The sequence below is a fragment of the Candidatus Babeliales bacterium genome, from assembly GCA_019749895.1.
Classification (GTDB): Bacteria; Babelota; Babeliae; order Babelales; family RVW-14; genus AaIE-18.
On the sequence record JAIEPG010000001.1, the window covers coordinates 86,088 to 113,026 of the forward strand.

Sequence of the window (26,939 nt, forward strand, 5' to 3'; positions counted from 1 at the left end):
GCCCTTTCAAAAATTAGTCTGCGTCTTCATTGAAAATTTTTCTCATGCTATCGCGAATATCGAGTGTCCAGCGTTGAATCAGGTCCAGAGCAGCATCTTTTGATTCGCAATCTTTTCCCTGGGCTTGAAGTTTTTTGCGTAAATTGTTTTTGTAAGCAATAAATCTTTGCGCCTTTTCAGGAAAATACTGAGCAAAAATATAAAAATAAATCAGGTCTACTTGGCAAGGTTGTGGATAAGCATCAGTTCTTACATGCAGATGATCTTGAAATTTACTTGCCGGTAGTATGACTTTTTCAAAAATATCGTCATAGCGATCTAGTTTGCTGCACAAATTACGAGCGTGAACGTTTATTGCTTTGTGTATCGCCTGGTCGAGGCGAAACAAAATGTTTGGCGCTGTTTCTAGGTTAATTTCTTGGCGATTTATTTGGAGCTCACTGAGTACCAAAAGCTCTGCGTCAAAAGATTGAAAAGGCCTCGCGTCTGCAGCTGCATGCAAACGTGTTTCAAAAGCACACGTACTCAGAGCAACGGTAAACGCAAAGAAAAGAAATTTCTTCATGCTGTTATCTCCTTAAAATGGTGTTAAATGAGGTAATAATATGCTCAGTAAAAATTTTAACCATCTCAACCGCTTGTTGCGGCGTAACAATTTTTTGTTGTGCTAATTCTTGTTTTGCGCGGTCTGTCACTTCACTCAGTTTAACTTTGTCTTCAGCGCTAACCATTTTGAGCGGCCGCGTAAACTGATAATAATTCATATCAAAGCTGGTGATGCACGATTGCACAATTGATTCTGCGAGCAGCGCTTCGTTTTCTGGTTCCGGGTTTTTTTTGTACGGCATAAAAACTTGTGCCGAGGCAATAATTTCGTCAGAAATGGTTTGGAGTGTACCCACAATGTGCTCGCAGGCCGATGTGTTAGTTTGTGGTGCTGGCTCGTTTGAAAATGCTCTGCTATTCAATAAAATTATCATTATAAGAGCATAATATTTTTTCATGTTTTACTCACGTTTCGTTTGATGGTTTATGTGTACTGTACAATAATTCATAACCAAAAAAATTCAAAGATATTTCTACTTTTGGTCAGAAAAATAAAAAGTGTTGCATCATGTTCAAGCGCCATGCAAAACTAGCGCGGTGGTAGGTAATCGTGCCAAAAAAAAGGAGAAATTAGTGAAATCACAAAAAGCGTTTACGTTAATTGAACTGATGATAGTCATGGCCATTATGGCCTTTTTGGCAGGCATTGCCGTGCCACAATATTTTCAATATCAGTTGCGTGCTCGCCAGGCAGAAGCCGGCATGATTTTGGCATCGCTGCACACGGCCCAGCAGGCTTATTTTGCAGAAAACGGTAAGTATACTTCGGTACTCAACGGTGATCAGGGACTAGGTTGGAAGCCAGAAGGTTATCGTGGTGGCGGTGCTGATGAAAACTTTTATTATACGTACGGTTTTAATGTTCCTGGCGCGCAGGAAGGCGTTCATTATTTTACCGGCAAGCTGTGTGCATCGCGTGACAGTTTGGGGCAAACGTATGCCGACCAGACCGGCTTTGTTGCCAAAGCAGCAGCAGATTTGCGCGGCAAAAATAATGTTGATGTGTGGCAGATTGATGAGTCACGCAAGATTAGTCATGTGCAGAATGGGGTTTGATTTTTTTGTCCGTTCGTTTAAACCCTTCGACTCTTCGAGACAGAACTCTGCGAGTTCTTCCTCAGGGCAGGCGGGAAGAGCCTTTAGCTCTGAGCTTTGCCGAAGAGTCAGGGCGAACGGGGAATGCGTTAATGGCATTTTGTTTCTTGAGCTTCATTTTGTTTTGTGAGGCTAAAAAAGTGATTACCATCTTCATTTCGAATTGTTCATTTCTTCGCCGTTCGTCCTGAGCTTGTCGAAGGATTTGAACGGCACTAAAAAAACAAGCGTACCAACGGCTCTTTAAAGAAATAAAAAATAATAGCGCCCAAAGACAAAAAAGGGCCAAACGGAATGCGTGTTGCGCGATTTTTGTGAGCCAACACAAGATAGAAGTTGCCAAAAATAATACCGGCAAACGAGCCAACCATGAGCGCAACCCACACAGCAAGCGGTCCCAAAAAAGCGCCAATAAAACCAAGTAGTTCCATGTCTCCTACGCCCATACCTTCTTTTTTCTTAACCGCTCTAAAAATAGTGGCAGTCAGCCACAAGCAGCCATAGCCCGCTACAGCGCCAACAATACTTTGGGCGCCAGAAATGGTAAGCAGATTGCTGTACGCAAGTGCAACGCCAACAGGAATGAGCCACAGGGTTACCGCCTGTGGAATAACCATGGCAAACAGATCAGTAGCGCTAGAAAATAGTAAACAAGAAAAAAAGATGCCATAAATAATCAGTTCAGAAATTTGGTGTGTTTCAAGTGCGAGCACGGGCCAGGTTTGCGTCAGTTGAGAAATGTGTATAAGTAGGCCCGTGAACACAACGCCAGAAAGTAACTCGATAAATGGATAAACATATGAAATTGAAGCCGGACAGTGCAAGCACTTACCGCGCAACACAAGCCAAGAAATGACCGGAAGATTGGCATACCACTCAATAACATGATCGCAAGTTGGGCAGTGTGAGCGGCGGCGTAAAAATTTTTTATCACAAGCGATACGATAAGCACTGGCGCATAAAAAAGAGCCCCACGCCAGGGATGCTAAAACCCACAGGGTAAGAAAAAATAGCGTGGTCATGTTGCTCCCTTGAGCCCAGCTTTAATTAAATCGTGCACATGTACCAGCCCGCATACTTTGTTGTCATCAACAACTACCAGTGAGGTAATGTTGCTGTCTTCCATAATCATCAGCGCATCTTGTGCTGGTTGGCTGGAAGAAATGGTTTTGGGGTTCATAGTCATAATTGCCAACGCTGTTTGTTCAAATACCGCAGGGCCTTGTTTGCAGGCGCGTCGCAAGTCGCCATCGGTAATAATGCCCAAAAGTTTTTGTGCTCCATCAACCACAATACCAACGCCCAATTTTTTTGCGGTGATGGTGAGCAAGAGATCTTGAAATGAATCATCGGGCTTAATTAACGGCAGTGCACTTTCTGAGTACATGAGCGCCTGAACAGTGAGGAGCAATTTTTTACCCAGCGCGCCAGCAGGGTGCACGCGTGCAAAGTCGTGCTTACCAAAATTTTTGCATTTGCTTACCGCAATTGCTACGGCATCGCCAAAGGCTAGCATGAGTGTTGAGCTGCTCGAGGGTGCCAGGCCCATATGGCAAGCTTCTTGGTCAAATGGTAGCTGTACTACCAAATCTGCCTTGCGGCTGAGTACGCCAAGATCGCAACACCACAATGTTGCGGGCAGGTTGTTGCTGTGCAAAAACCTAAAGATATGTTCAAGTTCAACGCCGGTGCCGCTTTTAGAAAGGGCGATAAAAAGATCGTTGGGTTGAATCATGCCCAAGTCGCCGTGCAAAGCATCGTTGGGGTGCAAAAAAAAAGCGGGAGTTCCTAAGCTTGCAAAGGTTGACGCTAGTTTTTGGCCAACCAAGCCAGACTTACCACTTCCCGAGAAAATAACTTTTCCTGAAACGTGTGCAATGCGCTGCACTAATTGAATTGCCGTTGCTGGCAGATGACGTAAAAGAAACTGAATACTGGTTGCTTCTGCTGTCAAGACGCGGACCAGTTCGTGCTCAATGAGCGAAGGATTAAGGGGTGTTGATGTGCGAGGGCTTGCTGCCTGTTCGCTCAGCATCCTATCTCCAGTTATTGGTTACGCTTGTTCCTGCTCTTCTGGATGTTGTTCGTCGTAATCGTCCAAAGAAGTCTGAACCTTATCAAGAAGCTCGTTAATCTTGAGTACCTTTTCTTGCTTTTCATCAAACAAGAAAATTAAGCTCGGCGTATATTTGCCGTGCATAACTTTGGCAAGAGCGGTACGCATTGATGGCTTATACAATTTAAGCCGGTCAAGAGCTTTATTGAACATTGCCTGTGCAGCTGCTTTAAAATCTTCTACTTTTGGGTCTGGGTAAGCAGCAAAGTAAATATAGCAGATACCATTGTCGGCTGAAAGCTCAACTCTGGTTATAAAGACTGCGGCAACGTCTGGCTCTTCTCGGCCAAGTGCGTGGACTAAGGTAGAGATTTCACGAAGTAAGAAAGATTTTTTTTGTTCTTTTTTACGCTCGTTTGGTTTTCGTTCATTCACAGACAGCTACTCAATATTCGCTAAAAAAGCGTGCTAAGAGACTAGGAGCTCAGTAATTCAATATTTTTCAGGATGCCGTTCTTAATGGCACGCATGAGGCGTTTACGCTTTTTTTGCGTGGTTGGCTCAAAGTACACTTGGCGCTTCATATCACGCACAACGCCTTCGCGTTCAATTTTCTTTTTGAGCTGTTTAAGACTTTTTTCAAGATTACCTTGAACCTGAATTTCGATGTTAAACGTTTTTTTTGCCATACGTCTCTAACGCCGCCTTTCAATTAAAGAAGAGGGTTAAACTTTTTGAATTCTACCCTCAATTTTACGTGATTTTCATCAGTTTGTCAATCTAAAGTCCCGATTCAATTAATTGGGCAATGAGGTGACGTGGAGCGGGTATTGCCATTAGAACCTGGCAATAAATGAACCAAGCAAGGTGGTAGGGCGATAGGTTCTAACGCCTTCAATGGTGCCCTGAACCCCCACGCCAAGAGAGCAATATTGGTTCATGGCATATTCCAGGCTGGCGTTGAAATTTTGAATTTTCCAGGCCGAGCGCTTTTCAAGCTCGCCAGGCAAGAACTTGGCTTTACGGGTTGCATTAGCTTCTATAACTCTAATACTGTCACGCGCGTGCTCGGTATAAACGTAGTCGCAGTAAAAAGAGAAATCTTTTACAAAGTTGTCGGCTTTGAGCGAAGCATTAACATACCACACAGCCCCTGGTTTGCGGTTGATGGTGGTGGTCCAGGGAATAATACCAACTTGGTAGATGCTGGTTGGCACGCGCTGGCCCGTGAGCTCTTTAGAGCCGTAAAAGGCTACGCCGCCGCCAAAACTGACTTGCATCATTTCAGGAAAATCACATGAAATGGTTGCTTCAACGGTGCCGCCGGTAAAACCATCGTTACCGGTAGAAATGGTAAATGGTTGGTTGGCATCAATTTCTTGGCCAAACGGCAACCATACGCCAACTGAAATATGTGGCGCAACGGTAAATATGTTGTCGTCAGCGCCCTTAATTTTTATTGGTGCTGTCCAATAGACGCTTACGTGCATATCTTCAGGCTCTGTGCGGCGTTGTTCGCACAAATTTAAGCCCAGTTCTTTGGCAATCAAGAGCATGCTGCTTTTTGATAAAAGCTTGTCGAATAAGTCTTTGGCAAAGGTTTGGTCAATTGTTATAACGGGGCTGGCGCCACTTTCGGTTGGTGGTGGAGTATTTTTAAGTGTGTCATCAATAATTGAATCGAGAGCAAACGCAGGTACTTGCTTGTAGGCAGCAACGCCTGCCTTAATGGCAATGCCAAGACCAAAGGCAAAGTCATACCCAAAGCGGCCGCGCAGGCCAAGTTTTTCGTACTCAATGTGGACTTCATTGTAGGTGCCAATTTCGTCAATTTGGCCGTTTTCAAGATCGAAATTTTGTTCAAGTGTAAAATTTTTGAAAAGAACGGTAGGAGGTGTTGATATCGTGCTATTGGCGTAGCCCGAATTTTGGCCCGTCAATCCGTTAACAACAACACGTGCTGCTTGGAGCGTGGGGGTAGTGACACCCGTTGGTCGCGCGTCATTGTAAAATAGTGCAAACATGTTCCAGCGGCCCAACATGTTGCCAGTGGCTACTTTGTTGCGATTGCCCGTTTTGTTGCCGCTGCCTGCTTGGCTGGCGCTGGCGGTGTGTTGGTAAAACGGAGAAATGTGCAGGTTGAGTTCGCCATTTTTACGTTCTTTATAATATTTATCGGTGCCCATGATTGTGTGAATGATTGCTGGATCTTGCACGTTGAGCATTGGTAGTGACAGGCAGTATTGATTTATAAAAATAATGGAACCAATGAGTACGATGAGAAAAGGTGATTTTTTTTGATTTGGCAGGTTCATGAACATCCTTTTTTCGTTCTGGTCAGGGTTTTGAGAAAATACTTCTGTGTTATAGCACTAATTATATTCAAGCGTCAAGGAGTCAACGAATGTTGTTCGTGACAGGCTGTAATGCGCATTCATTTGCTTAAAAAAAGAAGAAAAATAGTGTAGGATTAATGTTTCGCACTGTATGCTTGGTGCGGGCCGTTCAAGATCCTTCGACCCTTCGACAAGCTCAGGGCGGGCGGAGAGGGCGAACGGCCGAATAATATTGTTGAATTGATTGTTTTAAATCCTGGGCACCCCGAGCTCCCGTATGTCCTGAGCTTGTCGAAGGACGAAGGGTTTTAGCGGGAACAAAAAAGATAAAAGCATATGAACACACAGTTTGATGTAATAGTTATTGGTGGTGGCCACGCCGGTGTTGAAGCCGCGTACGCTGCTGCAAAAATGGGTTCTAAAACAGCACTCGTCACGCTTGATGCAAACAAAATTGCAACCATGCCGTGCAACCCTTCAATTGGCGGTTTGGGCAAAGGGCACATCGTGTACGAAGTCAGTGCGCTTGGCGGGCTCATGCCACAACTTGCATCAAAAACGTATTTGCAAGCGCGCATGCTCAACACCAGTAAAGGGCCGGCCGTGCAAGGCTTGCGTTTACAAATCGACAAATATGCTTACAGTCGTGCCGCAAAAGAAATGCTTTCACAGGTAAAAAATTTAACCATCGTTTCAATTATGGCGCAAGAAATTATGACCGAAGATGTTGACGGCAAACGTCGCATCACTGGCGTGCGCGCAGCAGATGGTACTGAATTAACAGCGCCATGCGTGGTGGTAACCACCGGTACGTTCATGAGCGGGCTGGTGCACATTGGTCTTACGCGTTACAAAGCGGGCAGACGTGGTGAAGCAGCATCGTACGGTCTTTCAGAATCTATTGCACACGCGATGGGCGTAAAGGTTGGTCGTTTAAAAACCGGCACGCCGCCGCGCATTGAACGTGCGAGCATTGATTTTTCAAAGCTTGAAGAGCAGCCGCCGCAAAAATTAGATTATCTTTATCAGTTTGAGCACGAAGAAGTAGTTGACCAAATGCCGTGCTACATTGCGCAAACCAATGAAACTACACATCAGCACATTCGCGACAACTTACATCTTTCTGCCATGTATTCTGGCAACATTAAAGGTCGCGGTCCGCGCTATTGCCCATCAATTGAAGACAAAATTGGGCGCTTCCCTGACAAAAATACGCATCACGTTTTTGTTGAACCAGAAAGCAAAGAGGTTGACGAAATCTATCCCGCCGGCCTTTCAACATCGCTTCCGCTTGATGTGCAAGAAGCGTACATTCGCAGCATGGAAGGTTTTGAAAACGCGGTCATTAGCAAATGTGGCTACGCAATTGAATATGACTTTATTCAACCAAACAATTTAACGCACGCGTTGGAAGCCAAAACGGTTGAGGGGTTATTTCTTGCAGGCCAGCTCAATGGCACCACCGGCTACGAAGAAGCGGCAGGGCAAGGAATTATTGCCGGCATTAATGCGCATTTGCGCCGCACTGGTCAGCCGCCATTTATTTTGAATCGGCACGAAAGTTATATCGGCGTTATGATTGACGATATGGTAACGCTGGGCGTTGATGAGCCGTATCGCATGTTTACCTCGCGCGCCGAGCGCCGCTTGTTGCTGCGTCAAGACAATGTCTTTTTGCGCATCATGCCGTATGCTCACAAGCTTGGTTTAATTGATAATGAACTCTTTGCGCGCTTCCAAGCAGAACGCGATGTTATTAAAAAAAGTGTGAGTTTAATTCGTGGTGCGGGCAGCACCAGTCAGCTGTTCAAAGCATTTCAGGTTGTTGAGTTTACTGATGCCGCGCAGGCGCACGCGCGTGCATTGCTCGAGTACGCGTTGCAAGAAAAAGAGATACCAAGTGCTGCTCTTTCAAGCCGCGCCTTGTTGGGCGTGCATGCCGAAATTCGTTATGAAGGGTACTTGCGCAAAGAAGAGCTAGAAGTAGAAAAGGCCCTGCGTTACCAGGGCCTCGAGATTCCTACCGCGTTAGATTTTCGCAAAATTTCCGGCCTTAATGCCGAGATGCAAGAAAAGTTAGTGCGCTATCAACCTAAAAACATTGCGCAAGCTCAGCTGATTCCGGGCATAACGCCTGCAGCCATTTCGCTGCTGATCTTTAGCGTGCGCAAGGGTTAGATTTTTACTTTCCTGCCATCTCGTCAATAAGATTTAAAAAGCTGTCGGCTTGTGGGCGTTTAAACTTTTGGTTAGTGTTATTCCATTCCTTAAACTTAGTTGCCCACTGCTGCATGTTTTCTGCATCTTCCAGTTCGCGTATCTTAAAGAAAAGATTTCTGCGGTGTTGTATGCTGCTTGCTATTTCGTTGAGTGTCTCATTGCTTGGTAGTTTTATATCGTTAATAAAGGTACTCAAATTTTCAATAACGTTTTCTGGTGTTTCGCTGCTAGAAGCTGCTGGCTTGTCTGCTGGTCGTTGTGCTGGTTTTAAGCCGCTCGTGCTACCCATGCCAGGAAGCTGAATTTTACCTGGTTTGCCGCCTCCAAACATGCTTTGTCCGCCAAAGACTGGCTTTTTAGCTTGTTGAATAGCATTTTTTGCCACGTGCAAAGATTCTTGAATATCGTTGAGATACTTTTTGTTTTTGTCGGTGTTGGAAGATTTCTTTAATTTATCAAATTTCTTTGATGCGCGTGCATAAGAATTATGAACGGTTTTTTCTGCTGATTCATGCTTGCTAAGTTTTTGCGACAAGCCATTAAGATACGAATCAAAGTCATTTTTTACTTGGGTAAATTCATTGAAAGCAGTTTCTGCCTGCTGCCTAGTTTCGTCTGCTTCTTTTTCTGGCGTCTTGCTATCTTTGCCTTTGCGAGGCTTTCTTGTTGGAAGTTTTCTGCCTTTTGCTCCGCCAACGCGCGTAACGCCTGTTGGTGTTTTTACGTGTGTTCCAGCAACTTCTTCTGGTGTTTTTGTTTGCTCAGCGTTGGCAGCTGCATCGGCTGCAGCTTGTGCTGCTAAACGTTCTTCTTCATCTTTTTTCTGTTGTGCTTCTTGTGTTGCTCGTTGTGCCGCCTCAGCTTTTTCATATGCTTCGCGTGCTGTTGCTAGCGCGTCTTTGGCACTTCTTTCAGCCTTTTGTGTGGCGGTACCAAATCTTAAAACGTAATCTGGCTTGCCAAAATTAGCTGTGTCTGCGGCTACAGCAGCGTCAATAGCTTGTTGTGCTTGGTTGAGTGCGTTTTGAACCGTTGTATCAGCATCAAGGCCAGTAAATGCTTTTGCTTGGGCAAGTATAGTTTTTGCGCCATCAATTTTTTTTAAGCCGTACGTGCGTAATTGTTCATTGTTTGCGCGTTGCGCTTGCTCGGCGGCAGCTTTAGCTTTTTCTAACGCTTCTTGGGCTGCTTTTTTAGCAGCTTCTTCAATAGCTGCTTTTTCACGCGCCTCAGCCTCTTTTTTCTTTTGTTCTGCCATGGCTGCTTTTTGGGCGGCATCGCGTTGTTTACGTTCAGCTTCTTCTTGCGCGGCTCGTTGAGCGCTATTTGCAACATTCAATGCTTTTTGTGCGCTTAATAGTGCTGTTCGCGAGCGTGACAAGTAGCGTGCCGGTTCGTCTTGTACTGCACGAGCAGCATCAAGATCAGTGAGTGCTTGTGATATGGCGCTTCTACTCTCTTCGTTTACTTCTTTAACGGCTTGTGCTTGCTTGTAGAGAACTTCGGCGTCTGCAATATTTTCGCGTGCGTGTTGTTTTTGGCGTTCTTGGCGTTTAGCAAATACTGCTTTGAGTGCTGCAGATGCTTTTTCTTCGTGAGCGGCTTGCGCAGCGGCAGCTTCGGCCGCTAATAATGCTTCTTCATCTTTTTTACGTTGTTCTTCTTGTGCAGCTTTTTCTTCAGCTTCAGCTTTTTCATATGCTTTGCGTGCTGTTTCTAGTGCAGTCTTGGCAGCCGTCATTGCGTTGTAGGTTGCCATTGAGTAGCGGAATGCAGGGAGTGTTGTTTGTGATGCTGCAGCCGCGTCAATAATTTTTTGTGTTGAGGTAAGCGCTTCTTGCACCGCTGTGTTAGCTTCAAGACCGGTAAATGCTTTTGCTTGTGCCAATGTGCTGCGTGCGCTATTGAGTTGTACATTTGCTTGCTGTATTGCCTCAGCATCTTTTGTCTTTTGTGCTGCTTCTGCTGCTGCTTTCGCTTTTTCTGCCTTTTCTGCAGCTAGTTTTTTAGCAGCAGCTTCTTGTTCTGCCTTCGCTATGTTTTCAGCATCTTTGCGTTGTTGTTCTGCCAAAAGAGCTGCAGCTTCTGCTGCTTTTTGTCGGCGTTCAGCTTCTACCTCAGCAGATTTTTGGGCGCCGTTTGCTTCATTCAAAGCTTTTTGAGCGCGTAAAATTGCCACGCGTGATTTGGAGAGAGCGTCTGCCGGTTTGAGTGTAGCAACACCTGCCTGATCTAGAGCCTTTTGTGCTTCGGCAATTGCTGCTGTGCTATCTTCATCTTTTTCGATAACTGCTTTTGCTTGGTTTAATATTACTTGCGCATCGTTAATATTTTCAAGCGCGTGTTGTTTTTGGCGCTCTTGGCGTTTGCGAAATGCCGCTTGAATAGTTGTTGCAGCGTTTTCTCTATCTTCGCGCTCTTGTTCTTCCAGCTGTTGGCGTTCTTCTTCTTGACGGCGCTCTTCTTCTTCTTGCTCTTCTTGCTCTGCCTTTTGATCAGCGGCAATTTGTGTGGCAGTTTCTAAGGCGCTTTGTGCAGCAACTTTTGCTTCCTGTGCTTTGTCTAAAAAGTCTTGTGCGTCGTCGTCTTCTTCAAGTGATTCAGCTTCTTCAATCATGGTTTGTGCGCTGTTCAAGTCGTCTTGAACTTCTGCATTGCTTTCAAGGTCTTCAATTGCTTGTGCCTGCGCAAGCGTGCTTTTTGCGCCTTCCAAGGTTGTTGCTGCTTCGTGTCTGATAGCTTCTTGTTCTGCAGCGGCTTTGTCGGCAGCTGCTTTGGCTGCGCGGTCGGCTTCTTCTTTGGCTTTTTTAGCTTCAGCGGCAGCAGCTTCAGTTTTCAGCCGTTCAGCTTCTACTCGTTTTTGTTCGGCTTGAGCAGCTGCTTCTTGTTCGCGAGCTTCTGCTTCTTGAGCAGCTTTTGCTGCAGCGTTTTTAGCGTCTTGGGCTGCTTTTTCAGCAGCAGCTTGAGCTGCATTTTCAGCGTCTAGCTTTGCTTGCGCCGCTGCATCTGCCGCAGCTTGAGCTTTTTTATCATGAGCTTTGTGTTTCTTGCCGCGTTTTTTTTCATGTTTTTTGTGCTTGTCGCTTTTTTTTAGTTTGCCTTTTTTTCCATGGGCAAGTTTTTTATGTTTGAGTTTTCCATGCTTAAGGTGGACTTTTTTAGATTCTTTCTTGTTTTTCAACGCGCGTTTTTCTTGCTTGCGTAGCGACTTCTTTATTTTTTGTCCATCTGCTTCATCTTCTGGTTCTGCTTCTTTTGTGCTGGCAGATTTATTGGTTATCTCTTCAGTTTCGTCGCTTTCTTCTTCATCCTCAGCGGTTACTTGCTGTGCTGTTTGGGTTTTTGGTGTTTCAACATCTTCAGCTTTTTTTGCTTGGCGTGCTGCCTGTTTTTTGTGCTTTTTGGCAGCGCGTTGTGCTTGCTTCTTTTTTCGTTTGCCTTGGTTTTTACGATGTTTGGTTTGTGGTTGTTCAACGGTGCGGTCAGCTTTTTTTGCGAATCGTTTTTTGGTGGCTTGCTTTGGCCCTTCGTCGGCATCGCTTTCTGAGTCTTCGTTTTCCCAAGCTTGTCTTGTTGGGATCATTGCTGCGCGCCTGCTGCCGCGCAAACGGCCTGATTGTGTTGTTGGTGAGTCTTCAGCACTCTGTGCTATTCCTGCAACAAACAGAGCGATTATCAAAAAACAGCGCACAAATTTGGTAACATTCATTCTCAATCTCCCGCTTTTTTTCCTAACGGCTATTTTTACACTACTTTTTTTAAGGTAATTGAAGTGGTGGGGGGGTGTGCAAGGAAACGGTAAAAAATGGGAAAAGGCTCTGGGTTACCAGAGCCTTAATATTTCTGTTGTGTTAAATTTTTTAAAAAAATGTCTTTTTTATATCTTAGGATAAATCTGGCGGAGTACCACCAGCTTTTGTGAATTCGCTTACAACTTTGTCATATTCTTTTTTAAGATCAGTAAGTGCCCTCTTTTGTGCTACTGGACCTTTAAGAGCAGCTGAATCTTTTGGATTATTTTGAGTGAGTTCTAGTTTTTCATATAAACTTTGTGCGGTGTCTATTGCTGGCAAGACTATTTTCCCTGCTGGGCTAAACTTTGTAAGTGGTTTCGGAAAAGTTCTTTTCATTGTTTTCATGGCTTCAAGGTGTGTTTGTGCTGCAGTAACTATTTTTGGTAATTCTTCAGCAGCGGCTTTGTTTTTTTCTGCTATTTTTGCTGCTTGTTCTTTTCTTGCGTGCTCATTATCTGCAGCTATTTTTGCATGCGCAAGAATAGGCTTTATTTCATTCAAAAGAGCCTGCTTGCCAGTTACGTCATCATCTGCCTGCAATGCAGCAAGTTTTTGCTTTGCTTGTGTGAGCAGCTCCTGAATTTCAAGAGTTGTATTGGCGCCGTCTGAAATTGCGTTTATTTGAGTAACAACTGATTGCGCTTCATTAGTAATTGCTTGCTTTTCTTGTTCTGAAGTTTTTGTAGCTTGTTGGCCTGGTTTTTGTGCTCTTCTTGAAGGAGGTCTTCTTGTTGTTGATTTTATTCTTGCGCGCCCTTTCGTTGGCCCAACAAGTTTTTCTAAATCTGATGTTGGTATCTCTAGTTTTGTTTGTCCTTGAGCCGCCAGTGCCGCTTTTTCTGCCGCTTCTTCATCGGCCTCTTTTTTAGTTGCTTTGGCAAATTCAAGAGCGTGCTTAGCTGCTTCTTCAGCCTTTGTGGCTTCTTCCAAAAAGCTTTGTGCATCGGCAGATGTTGCATCGGTTGCTGTTTCAATTGCAAGTTTTGCTGCTTCAATAGTGCCTGGGACGTTTGGATTGCTTTCAAGTCCTTCGATTAATTTTGCTTGCTCAAGTGTTGCTTGTGCGCTTGCTAATTTTTCACTCGCTGCTTTTTTAGCTGCAAGTTGTTTTCGTGTTAAGAAACCGCGAAAAGTTTTTTGAATAGTCGTTGCTGCTCCGGGTTGTTTTTCGTGTGCGGCTTGCGCATGCTCTGCCGTATTCTTTGCCTCGGTTGCTTTACGACGCGCCTCGCCTGCAAGGGCCAAGCGATTTGTTTTGGTGCTTTCTGCTGTCTGAATAGCTTTTTCTGCTGCAGCAATTGACGTTTTAACTTGATCGTTATCTTGAACGTCAGAAAAATTTTTGGCTTGCGCAAGCAACTTTTGTGCCTTAGACAATCTTCTTGCTATTTCTTGTTTAGTTTTTGTTGCTTTTGCTTTAAAATCGAAAGCTGGTGATGTTGATTCCTCGCCTTCTTCAAGAGATTTTCCTGGTGTTGTTGGCTTTGGAAGTTTTGTTAGAGAAGGTGTTTTAGCTAATTGATGTTTCTTTTTCTTCTTTTTATGAGTAGTTGGTGGCGTGCTTGGTGTCGGTGGCACACTCGCGCCAGCACCGTCTCCCGAAGTGCCGGTAACGGTTTTCTTTGGCTTCTTTAATTTTTTGTGTGCAGCTTTTGCTTCTTCAGCTGCTTGTTTTAATTTTGTTGCTTCAGCTTGGGCAGTATCTGCAGCAGTTTTGTCCTCTGTAGCTTTTTGAGCGGCTGCAGCACTTGCGGTTGTTGCGCTGTTCAACGCCGCCTGTGCAGCACCAAAGGCAGCTTGTGCTGTTTGTTGCGCCGTTTGAGCATCATCTCTTTCTTGTGTTGCAGTATCTACTGCTGCTTGAGCTAACGTTTGTGCCGCTTTAGCAGCAGTAACTGCATCTTGCAATGCTTTTTTATTGTCTACAGCAGTTGCAGCTTTGGCAGGCATTGGAACGCCCGTTTGCAAGCTGTGTAGTGCTTGGCCAAGGTGCGCAAGTTTTGATTTTAAGGTGGTAAGGCTTTGTTCGAGTTGCTTGAGTGGCGTGCCGCCGACAATAACTGGTGGTGAAACTGGAGCTCCGGTTGGTGGGTTTGCAAGATCATTCTCTGCCGCTGTAACTTTGTCTTTTGCTTCATTCAAAGCTGTTTGAGCTTTGGCGAGAGCGGTTTCTTTTTCTGTAAATTTTGCTTTTGCTTGGTCGAGGGCTGTTTTCCTTGCTTCTAAATCTTCTTGCAGAGGTGCAATCGTGGCAGCGGCGGCATCGGCAGCTTGTTGGCTGGTTTTTGCTACTGTTTGAAGTTGAGTGGCTTCTTCTTGAAGTTGAGTGGCTTCTTCGCGGGCGGTTTTAGCTTCAGTGGCTGCTTCAGTTGCTGCTTTTTTTGCCTTTAGTTTTTCTGATTTTTTGCGAGTTTGCCTTGCTCGAAAAGCTTTTTGAATTTTTTTTGCTGCGGCTTTTTTCTTTTTCTTTTCAGTGCTTTCTGGTGTTGGTGTGACGGTTACGCCAAGTGCTCTGGTGATGGTGTTATTGCGGGATGAGTAGGCTTGTTGACTCAACGCTTCCTTCAACTGCTTAATCCATTGCGAGAGCTTTGGAATTTCAGTTGTCACTTTCGATGTTCCGATGCCAGTTGTAACGGTTACTTTTTGTTTGAGTGCTGGATAGTATTGTCGTAGTTTTGTAAGTTTTTGAAGATTTAAAAAGACATTGAGAGCTTCTTGGAAATCGTTTGAATTCATCGTGGCAAATTGTTTGTGCGTTGTAAGATCTTCTCTAAAAGTATTCATTTTATTTTTAAAAAGGTCTTGTGGTGGAATAAATCCAGTACTGGCATTCGCTGCTAAAAACTGACTAACGGCTTCTTCAAAATTATCTTTATTTTCTATCTTTTCTTTTTTGAGTTCATCTGCGATTGTGTTAATTGCGGTGGCAGGGTTGGCATTGTAGCCTTCAAAAATTTCTTCAACGGTTGGTTCTGCTGGTGGCGGTGGAGTTGGTGTGGTTAGCGGTGTTTCTTCTTTTTCTTCTTCGCTTTGAGTTTTTTCTTCGCTTTCAGGTTCATCATCGCCAGAGCTGTTCGAACTTTCAGAACTATCTGAATCGCTTGATGCTTCGGATGTTTCCGTAGTACTTTGCTTGCTAGATTCATCATCAGAAGTTGGTGGTGTTGAAAGTGGAGAAGAAGATGTATTATCATCATTTGAATTGCTATCAGATGGCGGGGTCGGCAAGGGTGAAGAAGGCGGTGTGGTGATCGGTGATGAAGGCGGTGTTGATGCGGAGGCTAAATTTTTAAGTTCTGTCAAAACTTTGGGCATGAGCGCTTCTCTAATATGCTCTGTTTTTAGTTTAACAGCATTGTCTTTCAGTGCACTCAGAAAAACATTGACGAGTGCTTGAAGAAATAGGCTGATCGCGTATGTTTTTTTTTCTAGAATACTGATGTTTGGTGTAGCGTTTCTGAATTTTTGAGTGATTGTTGCATCAGACAGAACTGTGACTAAGTTGCTAATTTGTTGCCAAGTCAGATCGGCTCTATTCTGAACATTAAGTATTCCTCGCGGCTTTATTGTGAGCTTTTCGATAAGTGATTGCAGAAAGTTCTGTAAATCATTTTTGGAAGATGTTGAAAAATCGTTTGAATAAGTTGTTCCTGAAGAAAAGAAGCCGCCGCCGTAGGTGTTTTTGTCACTGAAGGTATCTGTTGCAAGAGCTTTAAAAAAAGGGTCCCAATCTTTGTCACTTGCCGCCCCCTGCGCCACGCCAAAAAAGCAGGCAATCGCCATCACCAAACAGCGCACAAATTTAATACCATTCATTCTTTATCTCCCGCATTTTTTTAACGGCACAAAAAATTACTTTTTTTAAAGCTAGTTGAAGGGGGGTGGGGATTTGAAGAAAATTGAGAAAAGAGGGGAGGAAGGGCTTAAGTGCTGAGTTTTTTGTCTGAAGAAGTTGGGAGCAACTGCTATCTTGCAGCTGCTCCCAACCAAATTTTGAGATGGTAAGAACTTAGTGTGGCAAGCCGTTCAAGGCCGTTGCCAACGTTGCCAATTTTGTTTTGAGGGCGGTGAGGCTGGCGGTGAGTTGGTCGAGGGGGGTTGCTGGGGTTGATTTTGCGGTTAGTTTATCTAATGTTTCTGCTATGAGGATTTTATAGTCTTTTTCTGCATAGGGTTTGCCGTGTGCAGTAGGAAAGTTAGTAAAGAATGTATGTAAGTTTGTTACAAAAGTTATAAAAGGCACACTATACTTCTTGGTATCCTTCTGAAAGCTAAATTTCTCAGAAAATGCTTCGCCGGCTAATCCTCGCAACTGTAGAGTTTTGTCAAGATTCATAAAGAGATTAGTTCTGTTGATCACTGACTGAGGTTCCATATTCTTGTCAAACTCTCTGAGCCGTTCGCGTTCATCAGAGAGAAGGGTTTGAAAAGCCAATTGTTTTTCTGCGGCTGTTTTTCCTGTAAGAGGTACCGGTACGCCAAGGACCTTTTTGGGTGGTATGTCTGTTGTCAAATAGGTATTTCCGGCTTGGTCTATGTTTGCTAACTTTTCTGGCGTATGTGGTTGTCTTAAAGTGTTAATGATAGCTACCTCTGAGTCAAATGTTGTCCCTGCCGCCCCGTACCCATTCCCTACCGCAAAAAATAACCCAACCAATAAAATCTTAAAAAACTTTTTCTTCATCACAAACCCTTTCTACCTATTCATAACACAACCAGAGCAAAAAAATGACATTAAAAATGATGCTAAATACTTTCTTTTTGAATTGCCAGTCTTGAGAAAAATTTTGCCAAAAATCTCAGACTGAAGGGTTTATTTTGGAAGTTTCTTATTTCTTGAATTACTTGTTCTAAGCTGGCAAACTATGCGCAAGAGCATGGAGCGCCGGCGCGCTTCGAGTAGGAGTTTGAAATATCACGTTTGGGAGGAGAAGGGTAAGCATGAGAAAGCTATTTGTATTTCTTGTATTGTGTGCAATAACTCCAACAAATGCGTGCGCTGTTTCGTGGCAAACACGGTTGCGCAGTGCCTACAAAAAATGTGACATTTCAAAAACTCAGCGTAATGTTTTGCTCGGAACTATTAACAAGTTCATGGGAAAAATAAATATCAAATTAGATCAGCATGCGCTGGTGGCGAGTGCTGTAAGCACTATTCATGCTGGTATTCCATTCCCAGAAGTTCCCGACTTTGCACCCGTTCTTATCGAGTATTTACATCAGCCAGGCACGCCTAGTGGGGCTGTCACATTCAGATCGCTCAAAGCAGTTATTTTTAAGACTATTATCGATTTTTGTACAGAAAACCGGGAAGAAATAAAACGATCACAAGACGTTGTTGCATGGTGCTTGGACGATAGCGATGGCGACGATGATGGTCCTGGAGATGCACAAGATTTTGAACTTGTGTTACGCAATAAATTTGCTCAGCTGACCATTGAGGGGGACGAGTAATGAATAATGTTATAAAAAGAGCGTTAGGTTTTGTAGGGTTGGTAAGTTTGATAGCGTTTTGTGCAATGTCATTGCATGCCGACGGATACCAGGTGGTGCATGATGCGTACAAAAAGCTGGGTATTAACGGTGCAGATATTACCAAACATATTCAGCAGGTGCAGGGTGCCGTGAAAACGTTGGAAGAGATAGCCGAAGCGGGTGACTTAACCGTTGAAATGGTGTGTGGAGCGGTGATGAGCGGGCTGACGTTTACTAAAAGTTTGAACCATGAAAAAAGAAAAAAATTAACGCGTGCCATAACGCGCCATGCTGAGCGATTGCTGGAAGCAAGGTCGTTGGTGACATGCAAAAATATGGTGGTTGAAATTTTATGTGCGCGTTTGGAAGCTTTGCATGGCCAAGTGCTGCGCGACAAAGCGTATGTTCGAGATGCCCGCCCACAACGTCAGCGCACCCGCTGGGAGTTCAAAGCCTACACTGGCACTAGTTATGAAAAAACACGCTTTGGTGCTACAGCTTGTGGTGATGATAGCGAAGATGTAATACGCCAAGAGCTGAGCGATGATGACGATGAGAGATTTTTTAGTGAAGCAGATCCAGATATTGTACGTCTCTACACAACCCCGTCGCACAGAAGTTGGTCGATGGGAGACCTTTTTGATATCGCAGGTTTTCAATAATTTACTCATAAAGCTTAGACAAATCGAAAAAAAACAGCCACACTATTGCCTTGAAAAATAGGTCAGTGTGGTTTGTTTTTTTTTAAAGGAATGATTCTCATGAATTGCATCATGAAGTGCTTGGTTTTATCTTTTTGCCTTTCTGGTTCTGCGTTTGCGGCTTCTTCAGCTCCTCGGCCAAAATTTCTTACTACTGCTTACAAAAAATTGAATATTACTCCTGAGGAGAGTGATGGGCTTTGGGCTGCTATGTGCCAAGCGCTTGAAGACTTGAAAACAAATGGTAAAAATTATCACACGCTTACCGCTGCGGTAATGGCGGGGTTGCCGGTAATTCATCCGTATTTGGACAGAGAAAAGGTTGAGCAGGAAACTGCGCAGCATTTTGCCCAATTTCTTTCGCTCAAAGAGCATTCTGTTGATAACTTAGTTTTTATCTATTTGCGTTCTCTGTTGGGTAAGGCTCGCCCTAAAAAAGTAAGAGTTTTCTCAGATGTTCGAACAAGTGACGAGTTGCCATTGCATCAGTACAAAGGCAAAAGGTTTGATGAGTGTCCGTTCGACGACGACAGTTTTTCTGATTAAGATTTTTCGTAGCCAGTACTAAATAACCAAGAATGTGCTGTATTTGTTGCCCCTTTTGGGCTATACTGACCGTTGGAGAAACTAGACGTTTTTAGTATCAGTTCCAGGTGGTTTATGACAGAGCAGCACATTCCCAATTCTAGCGAGCAGCGCGGCGATTTCTTTGTTCCGGAAGCCTTTTCTTACAAGTCTGAGCGTGGCCTGACCGAAGAGATTGTTCGCACCATTTCGGCTCAAAAAAACGAGCCAGCCTGGATGCTTGAGCTGCGGCTTAAAGCTTTGCAGGAGTTTTTAGAGCGGCCCATGCAAAGTTGGGGCCCCGATCTTTCTGCCTTAAATATCGACGATATTTATTACTATCTTAAGCCGGTTGGCAAGCAAGAACGTACCTGGGACGATGTTCCCGATGATATCAAAAATACATTCGACCGTTTGGGCGTGCCACAAGCCGAACGCCAACATTTGGCCGGCCTGGGCGCTCAGTACGAATCTGAAGTGGTCTATCACAATCTTAAGCAAGAGTGGGTAGACCAGGGCGTTGTATTCTTAGATACCGACTCTGGTTTAAAGCAGTATCCCGATCTTTTCAAAGAATATTTTGGCAAAATTATCCCGTTTAATGACAACAAATTTGCGGCACTCAACACGGCGGTGTGGAGTGGCGGTAGCTTTATTTATGTGCCCAAAGGTGTTCATATCACCGTTCCGCTGCAGGCGTATTTTCGTATCAATGCAGAAAAAATGGGCCAGTTTGAGCGTACGCTCATTATTGCCGACGAAGGTGCCATAGTGAGTTATGTTGAGGGCTGTACCGCCCCAACCTACGTTACCAGCTCGTTGCATTCGGCCGTTGTTGAAATTGTGGCAAGACCTGGCGCGCGTGTGCGGTATTACACCATTCAAAACTGGTCAAAGAATGTGTACAACTTGGTTACCAAGCGTGCGTATGCGTACAAAGATGCGTTTGTGGAATGGATCGACTGCAATTTGGGTAGCGGCATTACCATGAAATATCCAGCAGTTATCTTGAAAGAAGAAGGTGCGCGCGCAGAGATATTGTCGATTGCTATGGCAAACTCGCCCCACCAAATTCAAGATTCTGGTGGTAAAATTTCACACGAAGCGCCTAACACCAGCTCGCGCATTATTTCAAAATCGATTAGTACCAAGGGCGGTCGCTGCAGTTATCGCGGTGCGGTAAAAGTGCCAGCCGGCATGACTAACTGCAAATCGTTTGTGCAATGCGACGCGCTTATTTTAGATTCTGCATCACGAACCGATACGTATCCCTACATCGAAATTAGTGAGCCAGAAGTTGATATTGGCCATGAGGCTTCGGTGAGTAAAATTAGCGAAGATCAATTGTTTTATTTGATGAGCCGCGGGCTTGATGATGCGGCTTCGCGCAATTTGATTGTGAATGGTTTTATTGAGCCGCTGGTCAAAACGCTGCCAATGGAGTTTGCTGTTGAAATGAACCGCTTGATTGAGCTTGAAATGGAAGGCAGTGTGGGATAACTATGACACAAATTATCAAACAATCCGCAACCCTGCGCAATGGCCCGGTTAACCTTTCGTGGATTTTTTCAGATCAGTTGGACGAGGTTCAGGCGCCACCGGTGCCAGCAGAAACACCACGACTTTTTACGGTGCTTATTCCCGACGGAGCTTCAATTGAGGTTACCGATGATCTGCATGAACTTGGTTGGATTAACACTACGCTTGAATTATTAGTTGGTACCAACGCAACGCTTACGTACACGCTCAAAGCAACGCAGGGTATTGAACATGTGTTGAATGGTAGCCAGCTCGTTGTTGATGCAACGGTGCTAAACCGCACCATCAACGTTCGTTTGGTTGGTCAGGGCGCGCGTGCAACAATCCGTTGTTTGTGTTTTGGTTTTGGCAAAAAAACATTCAAATTTAAAACGTTGCAAGACCATCAAGCACCCGACGCTACCAGTAGTTTAGTTATTAAGACGGTGTTGGATGACCAGTCGCAATTAATTTGTCATAACTTAATTAAAGTTCAAAAAAATGCCCAGCGGACCGATGCTGAGCAAGAGAACAAAAATATTTTGCTTGCGCGTGGTGCGCGTGCGGTATCTATCCCCATGCTTGAAATTGAAGCTGACGATGTTCGCTGTCAGCATGGAGCGGCGGTGAGTAGGCTTGATAACGAGCATTTATTTTATTTGCAAAGCCGTGGGCTTGATGTGCAGCAAACGCGCCAGATGTTGATTGAGTCTTTTTTGAGTTAGTTTTGTAGGGCCCTGATCCCTCGTCCTTTGATCCTTCGACAAGCTCAGGACGAACGGACTCGAGATGCGAACGGCAAGTAGTATAGCTACAAATTTGGTGTTTCCTGCGAAGCCCGTTTGCCTTGAGCTTGTCGAACGGGTCGGGCGAAGCGGGATCTGGGAATCCCATGATTATAAAAAAACAAAACTATTCTATCTTTTTTGGTGATATGCACACGTGTCCCGTGCATTACCAATCTCCAGGCTTTCCCCTTTTTTGTGAAAAATTGCGTAGCAAAAATGCGCTGCGTAACATTGTGCTGCTCAAGCAAGTGCACGGTGTTGACGGCATGAGCATTAACGCAACCACGCAGCTGCCCGAGCCGGTTGTACTTTATCCGCAGGACGGTGATTATTTGTTGACCGACCAGGTTGGGGTGGGGCTGGCGGTGCTTACCGCCGACTGCATGCCGGTGGTACTGTGCGATGTGGCCCGCGGTGTGGTTGGCATTGCGCATGCCGGTTGGCGCGGCACGGTAACTGGCGTTGTGGTCAACCTGGTTGAGCATATGCAGCAGGCTTTTGGCTGCCTGCCGAGTCAGTTGCAGGTCTACTTTGGCCCTTCGGCCCGTACCTGCTGCTACCAAGTACAGCCTGACTTTAGACAGTACCTAGAGCCTTTTGCGGGGCACGAGTTACTGCTTGAGCGTGAGGGCAAGCTCTTTTTTGATCAAGCTGCCTGCAACAAGTTCCAGCTGGTTCAAGCTGGCGTCGTGCCTGAAAATATTGATACCTCTCAGCATATTTGTACCATTTGCGACCATCGTTTCCATTCTTTTCGTCGCCAAAAGGCACAGGCTGGTAGGAACGTTTCTGTTGTGTGGCTCCCTTCGAGACGCCCTTCGTAAACTCAGGGCTCCTCAGGGCGAACGGGGGAGCTACAGCAGTATTTTTATGCCAAATTTTTAAGACTTTTGCTCTCTTTCCCGCTCTCCCTGAGGAGCTCAAAGAGCGTCTCGAAGGGTCAATTTCTGTTCGATTAGCAAAGTTCTACCGTAGTGAGGTTGTTGCTTATTATTTGGCACCCTTCTGTGTTATTGACTATTTGCAACTAAATCCTCTATCATAAAAAGTAGTATATTATCGTGGGCGCTTAGTGCCCATTTTTTGGATATTGAGACTTTTGAAAAAGGGGATTTGTTATGAAGGCAGGTATAACAGTGCGCAGTGTGCTGGGCTGGTTATTGGTGCTGGCAGTGCTGATTGCAACAACGGTTGGCTCGGTGCAAGCTGGGCTTGGTTACTATGAGCCGGCAAATTTGAAAGCACTGAAAGCGGCAGGGGCCGAGTTGCATTCGCCTTTGCTGATGCTCATTGACGAGCAGGCTTTGCAGTCCCAATCGAAAGAATATCCTACTGGTGCAGTTGGTAATGTGACGTGGAATTTGACCGCTTCTCTGCAATTGGGTTTTTATCCAATTGTTGTTACCACGTCAATTTTGTACAATTTTTTAACGCGCAAGTATCAGGGAAAGAACAAAAAAAATATGCGCGGAGCAGCTCTTAACCAGTCAGAATGGTCGATGTACGATGTTGTTGGAACGCCGTTATTTTTATTGGTTCCCCGTGTCTACAAAAATATTTATGGCTTTGATCATTTTAAGTCGGAAAATTTTAGAGATTTAACCAAGTTATTGCCGCAAAGAGGTAATGATTATCGGGCTTTACTTACCCAAATTGCAGGTTTTCAGGTTGATATGTCACACAGAGAACCTTTTAGAGGTGCTATGCCGCGTAAGGCTGCTATTCCTTATAATGGTACTGAATTAGCAACAATTTTTCAAAATAATCCGCTGTACGTTTTTGACGTTCTCATTCATGGGCATGGTAATTTTAAGCGTGGTGGTACCATTTGTGGTATGACTATTGATGCTACGCGCACAACTCTAGATCTTTTAACTACACACTTTAAAGCTGGTGTGGTTATGTTAAGAACGTGTAGTGCTGGTGGTAGACACGTTGGTATTATAGAAATGGACGAGCTTAATGTGCGCCCCGATCACGATTATATTTTGATTAGTAATGCAGTTACCGATGCGCCCATTGGAACGACGTATGAAATGTCGTTGCAATGGAACCCTAAAATTTTTGACCGTGCTGCGCGTGTGGATTATGGCAAGGCTGCTCTTAATGCATTGCTTAAAGGTGTTGTGGCCATTGAGCCGCGTCCGTTTTCGGTGCACAACATTTCTATGTATCCACAAGTGTGGCTGCCGGGTAGTGCTGCCTTTCAAACCGAAGAAATTGATAATGATGTGAATGTTCTTGATAACAACGAAGCGCGTATTATGACCCAAACCGGTCTGCCGTTTGTGGCTAATCAGCAAGCAATTCTTTTTTACCCCCCAGTGTTACAGGTACCGCTGGTGGTTAATGCTAAGCCGTACGATGCAGAACAAGCCGGCTGGAGCAAGAAAAATCATTATTGGCAAAATTTGCCAACGTTGCTTGAGTTTTTGGTTGAAAATAAGGACGTTTTAAGTGTTGTTGCAAGTAACCCTGGTGCTTTCCCGCGACTTTCTGCTTTGCAGCAAGCTGGTGATTTAGCCCCGCCGCTCAGCCGTAATTTGTATCCTACCATTGTTTCTATGGTGCGCGGCGAAGGAACGCATTATCTAAAGCGTTTTGAAGTGCAAGCTTTGCGCAAAGCAAACGGTGTTTTGCATGCCATTCGTGATGGTTTTTTTGACGTTGCGCGTCGTCAGAGCGTAAAAACTTTTGCGATTGATCAAGTGGTTGGTAATAACGATATTACCGCCATGCTTGAGGCCGTGCGGGCCAGCCAAGGGGTAGAGAGTCCGCATCCGCTTGAAGTAGCGTTGGGTGCTGGTGAGCAGGTTACCCTGCGCAATGTTTTAATTGCAAGCCAAGCGTACAAAAACGAACAGCGAGAATGGAAGCAATGGGTTTCGTTAAAATTTGAAGTTAATGGCACCGCCTGGGCTTTTAGGTGGGATGGTCTGGAAATGGGTGGTGCTGATGTTGCGCGTCCATGGAATTTTGCCCCACTTGACGTTGCTGCATTGAATAATGCTTTTAATAGTGCGCAACAAAGTGTTGGAGCAAGGCTCCATCGAGAAATGGGTGTTCAGCCAATTGTTGAGCCGTCAGTACCAGGCGCAGCTGCGCCAGTTGCTCAAGTGCCAGGTCCAATTGCGCCAATTATTCCAGGCCCAATTGCGCCGGTAGTTGAAGAAGCTGTTGAACCTGTTGCGGTTTCAGTTGAAGAGCCGGTTCGATCGTTACCAGTTTACCACCCAATTGCTGAACCGGTGGTTTCAGTTGTGTCACCACCAGCACCAGTTTCTGCACAAAGTTTAAATGACCAGCTTTTAGCTGTTGTTAGTGCGCCAGGCAGACAAGGTATGCAAAGAGTGCAGGCGTTGCTTGCTGCTGGCGCGGATCCTAACTATCCTGGTGTTTTGGCTGCTGCAGTGCGAACGGGCAAAAAACAAATTGCTAAGCTTTTGCGGGAAAAGGGTGCGCGCTAGTTGTACACCGGAAACCGTTTGCACAGTGCGCTAACTTCAGCTTTGAGCCCCTTCAAAAAAGCATCATCATCATGGCGGCGCACGGCTTCATCAATCCAATGGACCAGCTGAACCACATCGTGCTCTTTAAAACCGCGCGTGGTAACTGCCGGCGTGCCAATGCGGATACCGCTCGCAATCATGGGCCCTTGCGTATCAAACGGAATCAAGTTGCGGTTTAACATGATGCCGCATTTTTCCAGCGTTTCTTCAACCAATTTTCCTGTAATGGTTATGATTGAACTTGAGCTATTTTTTGGCTGCAGATCAACAAGAAATAAATGATTATCGGTGCCGCCAGCAACAATGCGGTAGCCAAGTTGGCCAAATGCATGTGCCATGGCTTTGGCATTTTTTACCACTTGTTCCTGATACGTTTTAAAGCTTGGTTCAAGCGCTTGGGCAAAACAAACCGCTTTAGCTGCAACCACGTGCATCAGTGGGCCGCCTTGTGTGCCAGGGATGATAGTGCGGTCGATGTCGGGCGCGTGGTCAGCCTTGCTCAAAATCATGCCACCGCGCGGGCCACGCAACGTTTTGTGGGTGGTGCTGGTAACAATATCGGCATAGGGAACTGGGTTTGGGTGCACGCCCGCGGCCACCAGGCCGGCAATGTGTGCCATGTCTACCAGCAATAGTGCGTGGTTGTCGGTAGCGATTTGTGCTAAACGTTTAAAGTCTAAAAAGCGTGAATAGGCCGAAGCGCCGGCAACAATCATTTTAGGCTGGTGCTGGTTGGCCAAAATTTCAAGCTCGTCATAATCAATGCGCTCATCTTCGGGCGAAACGCCGTATGGCACAAAGTTAAAAAGTTTGCCAGAAAAGTTGAGTTTATGGCCGTGGGTCAAGTGCCCGCCGGCGTTGATGTGCATGCCCAGCACCGTATCGCCCGGCTTGAGCTTGCTCATATAAACCGCAAAGTTGGCCGATGAGCCTGAGTGGGGCTGAACGTTGAGGTGCTCGGCGTTAAAGAGCTGCTTGCCCAGGTCGCGTGCGGCATTTTCAACTTCGTCCACTACCTGGCAGCCGGCATAATAACGCCTGCCGGGGTAGCCTTCGGCATATTTGTTGGTCAAGACCGAGCCGGAGGCCTCTAAAACCTGCGGGCTGGCGTAGTTTTCTGAGGCTATCAGGCAGATAGTCTCTTCTTGGCGCCTTTTTTCTTGGTCGATCAGATCGAAAACATGACTGATTGCTTGGCTTTTTTGGTTGGCTTGTGTCTTCATAAAGTCTCCACGGGTCAACATTTTTTAAATATTATTGACTATTTGTAATGAAGTTGGCTATCTTAAAAGTAGACAACAGTTGAAGGCGAGCTTAACATGCCAAAATTTGAATGTTGATTAATTTTAACACTATCGAGGGAGATATGTTATGAAGAAAATTTTATTAGCAGTTATTGCCGTTGCTGTATCGGTTTCCGGTCTTTATGCACGGCACGGCAGTGGTGGTAGCGCTTTTGGTGGTGCTCTTGCGGGCAGCATGATTGGCGGTATTGCAACGTCGGCAATTGTGAGCGGTAACTCAAATCGTGCGTCAGACGATGCGGCTCGTGCGCGTCAAGAAACTGAACAGTTGCGTCGCGATCAAGAGCGTGAGCGTGTACAACGTTTAGAAAACCAAGTGCGTGACGAAGAGCTTAAGCGCAAAATGGGTGGTGGCAACATGTTTAACTTCTTGTTTGGTTTGGTCATTGCCTTGATTATTGCGGTTATCGGGCTTGGCTTTTTGATTGTAAAAAAACGCTAAGAACTATAAAAAAATTAGGGAGACAGAATTATGAATAAAAAAATTATGCTTCTTGGACTACTTAGTTTGGCAGCCTGCCAAGTTCATGCTCGTCGCGGTGGTGGTGATGCTTTCATTGGCGGTTTTGGCGGCAGTATGCTTGGGAGCGTTGTGGGTAGTGCGGTGACTGCGCCACGCAGCAGTGGTTCAAGCGGCGACAACAGCGGTGCTCTTAATTCAGTGTGGGACGCAATGCGTCGTCTTGAAGCATCGTTTGCCGACGAAGTAAAACGTTTGAAAGAGCGTATCAATGAACTTGAAGATCACGTAAGAAATTTACGAGCCTCTGGTCGTGGCAAAAAGAGAGGCCATGGACGGGGCAGACACGAAGGCAGAGGTCGTGGCAGAATGCATGAAGGATCAATGCCTGCTCGTGATGCAAACTCATTGAGTCGGCCTGAGCTTGCAGTTGCTGGTTCTGACGAAGAATAAAAAAATAAGAAATCTTTCTCAAAATAAAAAAGCCTGTTAGGTTAAATTCCTAGCAGG

At 45.2% G+C, this 26,939-nt stretch carries 22 protein-coding genes; 11 read left to right on the forward strand and 11 right to left on the reverse strand.

Annotation, left to right across the window (positions count from 1 at the left end; translation table 11 throughout):
• Window positions 1-13 precede the first annotated feature (13 nt).
• Both K2W90_00445 and K2W90_00450 read right to left on the reverse strand, forming a co-directional pair.
• Window positions 14-565 (reverse strand): hypothetical protein, encoded by a 552-nt coding sequence (locus K2W90_00445; GenBank protein ID MBY0352815.1) that lies wholly within the window; start codon window positions 563-565, stop codon window positions 14-16.
• A gap of 4 nt (window positions 566-569) precedes the next feature.
• Window positions 570-1,004: a hypothetical protein gene (locus tag K2W90_00450; GenBank protein ID MBY0352816.1), complete on the reverse strand. Its 435-nt coding sequence runs from the start codon at window positions 1,002-1,004 to the stop codon at window positions 570-572.
• 175 nt (window positions 1,005-1,179) lie between these two features.
• On the opposite strand from K2W90_00450, the gene K2W90_00455 reads away from it, so the two are divergent.
• The gene (locus K2W90_00455) at window positions 1,180-1,662 is read left to right on the forward strand and encodes a prepilin-type N-terminal cleavage/methylation domain-containing protein (protein ID MBY0352817.1); all 483 of its coding nucleotides are present in this window, start codon (window positions 1,180-1,182) and stop codon (window positions 1,660-1,662) included.
• Between the two features lie 254 nt (window positions 1,663-1,916).
• On the opposite strand, the gene K2W90_00460 is transcribed toward K2W90_00455, so the two are convergent.
• The 5 genes from K2W90_00460 to K2W90_00480 form a co-directional block, all read right to left on the reverse strand.
• Window positions 1,917-2,723 (reverse strand): A24 family peptidase, encoded by an 807-nt coding sequence (locus K2W90_00460; protein ID MBY0352818.1) that lies wholly within the window; start codon window positions 2,721-2,723, stop codon window positions 1,917-1,919.
• Complete coding sequence (locus K2W90_00465; protein MBY0352819.1) at window positions 2,720-3,736, reverse strand: KpsF/GutQ family sugar-phosphate isomerase; 1,017 nt, start codon at window positions 3,734-3,736, stop codon at window positions 2,720-2,722. Before K2W90_00465 ends, K2W90_00460 begins: the two co-directional genes overlap by 4 nt.
• A gap of 18 nt (window positions 3,737-3,754) precedes the next feature.
• Entirely contained in the window at window positions 3,755-4,192 is a 438-nt protein-coding gene (locus K2W90_00470) for a ribosome-binding factor A (GenBank protein MBY0352820.1), read from the reverse strand.
• A gap of 41 nt (window positions 4,193-4,233) precedes the next feature.
• On the reverse strand, window positions 4,234-4,446 hold the full coding sequence (gene rpsU / locus K2W90_00475; GenBank protein ID MBY0352821.1) for a 30S ribosomal protein S21: 213 nt from the start codon (window positions 4,444-4,446) through the stop codon (window positions 4,234-4,236).
• Window positions 4,447-4,593: 147 nt separating this feature from the next.
• Window positions 4,594-6,072, reverse strand: coding sequence for a hypothetical protein (locus K2W90_00480; protein MBY0352822.1), 1,479 nt, complete (start codon window positions 6,070-6,072; stop codon window positions 4,594-4,596).
• A 357-nt stretch (window positions 6,073-6,429) separates the two neighbouring features.
• On the opposite strand from K2W90_00480, the gene mnmG reads away from it, so the two are divergent.
• Complete coding sequence (mnmG, locus tag K2W90_00485; GenBank protein MBY0352823.1) at window positions 6,430-8,271, forward strand: tRNA uridine-5-carboxymethylaminomethyl(34) synthesis enzyme MnmG; 1,842 nt, start codon at window positions 6,430-6,432, stop codon at window positions 8,269-8,271.
• Between the two features lie 4 nt (window positions 8,272-8,275).
• On the opposite strand, the gene K2W90_00490 is transcribed toward mnmG, so the two are convergent.
• The 3 genes from K2W90_00490 to K2W90_00500 all read right to left on the reverse strand — a co-directional run bounded on the left by K2W90_00490 (window position 8,276) and on the right by K2W90_00500 (window position 16,794).
• Entirely contained in the window at window positions 8,276-12,022 is a 3,747-nt protein-coding gene (locus K2W90_00490; GenBank protein ID MBY0352824.1) for a hypothetical protein, read from the reverse strand.
• 175 nt (window positions 12,023-12,197) lie between these two features.
• Complete coding sequence (locus K2W90_00495; GenBank protein MBY0352825.1) at window positions 12,198-15,926, reverse strand: hypothetical protein; 3,729 nt, start codon at window positions 15,924-15,926, stop codon at window positions 12,198-12,200.
• 193 nt (window positions 15,927-16,119) lie between these two features.
• Window positions 16,120-16,794 (reverse strand): hypothetical protein, encoded by a 675-nt coding sequence (locus K2W90_00500; protein ID MBY0352826.1) that lies wholly within the window; start codon window positions 16,792-16,794, stop codon window positions 16,120-16,122.
• A 257-nt stretch (window positions 16,795-17,051) separates the two neighbouring features.
• Here K2W90_00500 and K2W90_00505 point away from each other — a divergent pair, with 257 nt between their 5' ends.
• The 7 genes from K2W90_00505 to K2W90_00535 all read left to right on the forward strand — a co-directional run bounded on the left by K2W90_00505 (window position 17,052) and on the right by K2W90_00535 (window position 24,623).
• Window positions 17,052-17,564, forward strand: coding sequence for a hypothetical protein (locus K2W90_00505; GenBank protein MBY0352827.1), 513 nt, complete (start codon window positions 17,052-17,054; stop codon window positions 17,562-17,564).
• A complete protein-coding gene (locus K2W90_00510; GenBank protein ID MBY0352828.1) occupies window positions 17,564-18,247 on the forward strand; it encodes a hypothetical protein in 684 nt (227 codons plus the stop codon). Before K2W90_00505 ends, K2W90_00510 begins: the two co-directional genes overlap by 1 nt.
• A 99-nt stretch (window positions 18,248-18,346) precedes the next feature.
• Complete coding sequence (locus K2W90_00515) at window positions 18,347-18,832, forward strand: hypothetical protein (protein MBY0352829.1); 486 nt, start codon at window positions 18,347-18,349, stop codon at window positions 18,830-18,832.
• Window positions 18,833-18,946: 114 nt separating this feature from the next.
• Window positions 18,947-20,350 (forward strand): Fe-S cluster assembly protein SufB, encoded by a 1,404-nt coding sequence (gene sufB / locus K2W90_00520; GenBank protein ID MBY0352830.1) that lies wholly within the window; start codon window positions 18,947-18,949, stop codon window positions 20,348-20,350.
• A 2-nt stretch (window positions 20,351-20,352) separates the two neighbouring features.
• Window positions 20,353-21,093: a SufD family Fe-S cluster assembly protein gene (locus K2W90_00525; GenBank protein ID MBY0352831.1), complete on the forward strand. Its 741-nt coding sequence runs from the start codon at window positions 20,353-20,355 to the stop codon at window positions 21,091-21,093.
• Between the two features lie 167 nt (window positions 21,094-21,260).
• A complete protein-coding gene (locus K2W90_00530) occupies window positions 21,261-21,980 on the forward strand; it encodes a polyphenol oxidase family protein (GenBank protein MBY0352832.1) in 720 nt (239 codons plus the stop codon).
• Window positions 21,981-22,274: 294 nt separating this feature from the next.
• A complete protein-coding gene (locus K2W90_00535; GenBank protein ID MBY0352833.1) occupies window positions 22,275-24,623 on the forward strand; it encodes a hypothetical protein in 2,349 nt (782 codons plus the stop codon).
• Here the strand turns inward: K2W90_00535 and K2W90_00540 are convergent.
• A complete protein-coding gene (locus tag K2W90_00540; protein ID MBY0352834.1) occupies window positions 24,620-25,888 on the reverse strand; it encodes a serine hydroxymethyltransferase in 1,269 nt (422 codons plus the stop codon). The genes K2W90_00535 and K2W90_00540 overlap by 4 nt on opposite strands.
• Window positions 25,889-26,036: 148 nt before the next feature.
• On the opposite strand from K2W90_00540, the gene K2W90_00545 reads away from it, so the two are divergent.
• The gene (locus tag K2W90_00545; GenBank protein ID MBY0352835.1) at window positions 26,037-26,411 is read left to right on the forward strand and encodes a hypothetical protein; all 375 of its coding nucleotides are present in this window, start codon (window positions 26,037-26,039) and stop codon (window positions 26,409-26,411) included.
• Between the two features lie 30 nt (window positions 26,412-26,441).
• Window positions 26,442-26,882 carry a hypothetical protein gene (locus K2W90_00550; GenBank protein MBY0352836.1) on the forward strand — a complete coding sequence of 147 codons (441 nt, stop codon included), beginning with the start codon at window positions 26,442-26,444 and terminating at the stop codon, window positions 26,880-26,882.
• Window positions 26,883-26,939 lie beyond the last annotated feature (57 nt).

What these genes read in the sequence shown, in the direction of transcription:
- K2W90_00450 (MBY0352816.1), bottom strand. Translation starts at nt 1,004, where the DNA reads ATGAAAAAATATTATGCTCTTATAATGATAATTTTATTGAATAGCAGA.
- sufB (MBY0352830.1), top strand. Translation starts at nt 18,947, where the DNA reads ATGACAGAGCAGCACATTCCCAATTCTAGCGAGCAGCGCGGCGATTTC.
- K2W90_00495 (MBY0352825.1), bottom strand. Translation starts at nt 15,926, where the DNA reads ATGAATGGTATTAAATTTGTGCGCTGTTTGGTGATGGCGATTGCCTGC.
- mnmG (MBY0352823.1), top strand. Translation starts at nt 6,430, where the DNA reads ATGAACACACAGTTTGATGTAATAGTTATTGGTGGTGGCCACGCCGGT.
- K2W90_00530 (MBY0352832.1), top strand. Translation starts at nt 21,261, where the DNA reads ATGATTATAAAAAAACAAAACTATTCTATCTTTTTTGGTGATATGCAC.
- K2W90_00490 (MBY0352824.1), bottom strand. Translation starts at nt 12,022, where the DNA reads ATGAATGTTACCAAATTTGTGCGCTGTTTTTTGATAATCGCTCTGTTT.
- K2W90_00445 (MBY0352815.1), bottom strand. Translation starts at nt 565, where the DNA reads ATGAAGAAATTTCTTTTCTTTGCGTTTACCGTTGCTCTGAGTACGTGT.
- K2W90_00515 (MBY0352829.1), top strand. Translation starts at nt 18,347, where the DNA reads ATGAATTGCATCATGAAGTGCTTGGTTTTATCTTTTTGCCTTTCTGGT.
- K2W90_00480 (MBY0352822.1), bottom strand. Translation starts at nt 6,072, where the DNA reads ATGAACCTGCCAAATCAAAAAAAATCACCTTTTCTCATCGTACTCATT.
- K2W90_00460 (MBY0352818.1), bottom strand. Translation starts at nt 2,723, where the DNA reads ATGACCACGCTATTTTTTCTTACCCTGTGGGTTTTAGCATCCCTGGCG.
- K2W90_00525 (MBY0352831.1), top strand. Translation starts at nt 20,353, where the DNA reads ATGACACAAATTATCAAACAATCCGCAACCCTGCGCAATGGCCCGGTT.
- K2W90_00505 (MBY0352827.1), top strand. Translation starts at nt 17,052, where the DNA reads ATGAGAAAGCTATTTGTATTTCTTGTATTGTGTGCAATAACTCCAACA.
- rpsU (MBY0352821.1), bottom strand. Translation starts at nt 4,446, where the DNA reads ATGGCAAAAAAAACGTTTAACATCGAAATTCAGGTTCAAGGTAATCTT.
- K2W90_00545 (MBY0352835.1), top strand. Translation starts at nt 26,037, where the DNA reads ATGAAGAAAATTTTATTAGCAGTTATTGCCGTTGCTGTATCGGTTTCC.
- K2W90_00540 (MBY0352834.1), bottom strand. Translation starts at nt 25,888, where the DNA reads ATGAAGACACAAGCCAACCAAAAAAGCCAAGCAATCAGTCATGTTTTC.
- K2W90_00535 (MBY0352833.1), top strand. Translation starts at nt 22,275, where the DNA reads ATGAAGGCAGGTATAACAGTGCGCAGTGTGCTGGGCTGGTTATTGGTG.
- K2W90_00500 (MBY0352826.1), bottom strand. Translation starts at nt 16,794, where the DNA reads ATGAAGAAAAAGTTTTTTAAGATTTTATTGGTTGGGTTATTTTTTGCG.
- K2W90_00465 (MBY0352819.1), bottom strand. Translation starts at nt 3,736, where the DNA reads ATGCTGAGCGAACAGGCAGCAAGCCCTCGCACATCAACACCCCTTAAT.
- K2W90_00510 (MBY0352828.1), top strand. Translation starts at nt 17,564, where the DNA reads ATGAATAATGTTATAAAAAGAGCGTTAGGTTTTGTAGGGTTGGTAAGT.
- K2W90_00550 (MBY0352836.1), top strand. Translation starts at nt 26,442, where the DNA reads ATGAATAAAAAAATTATGCTTCTTGGACTACTTAGTTTGGCAGCCTGC.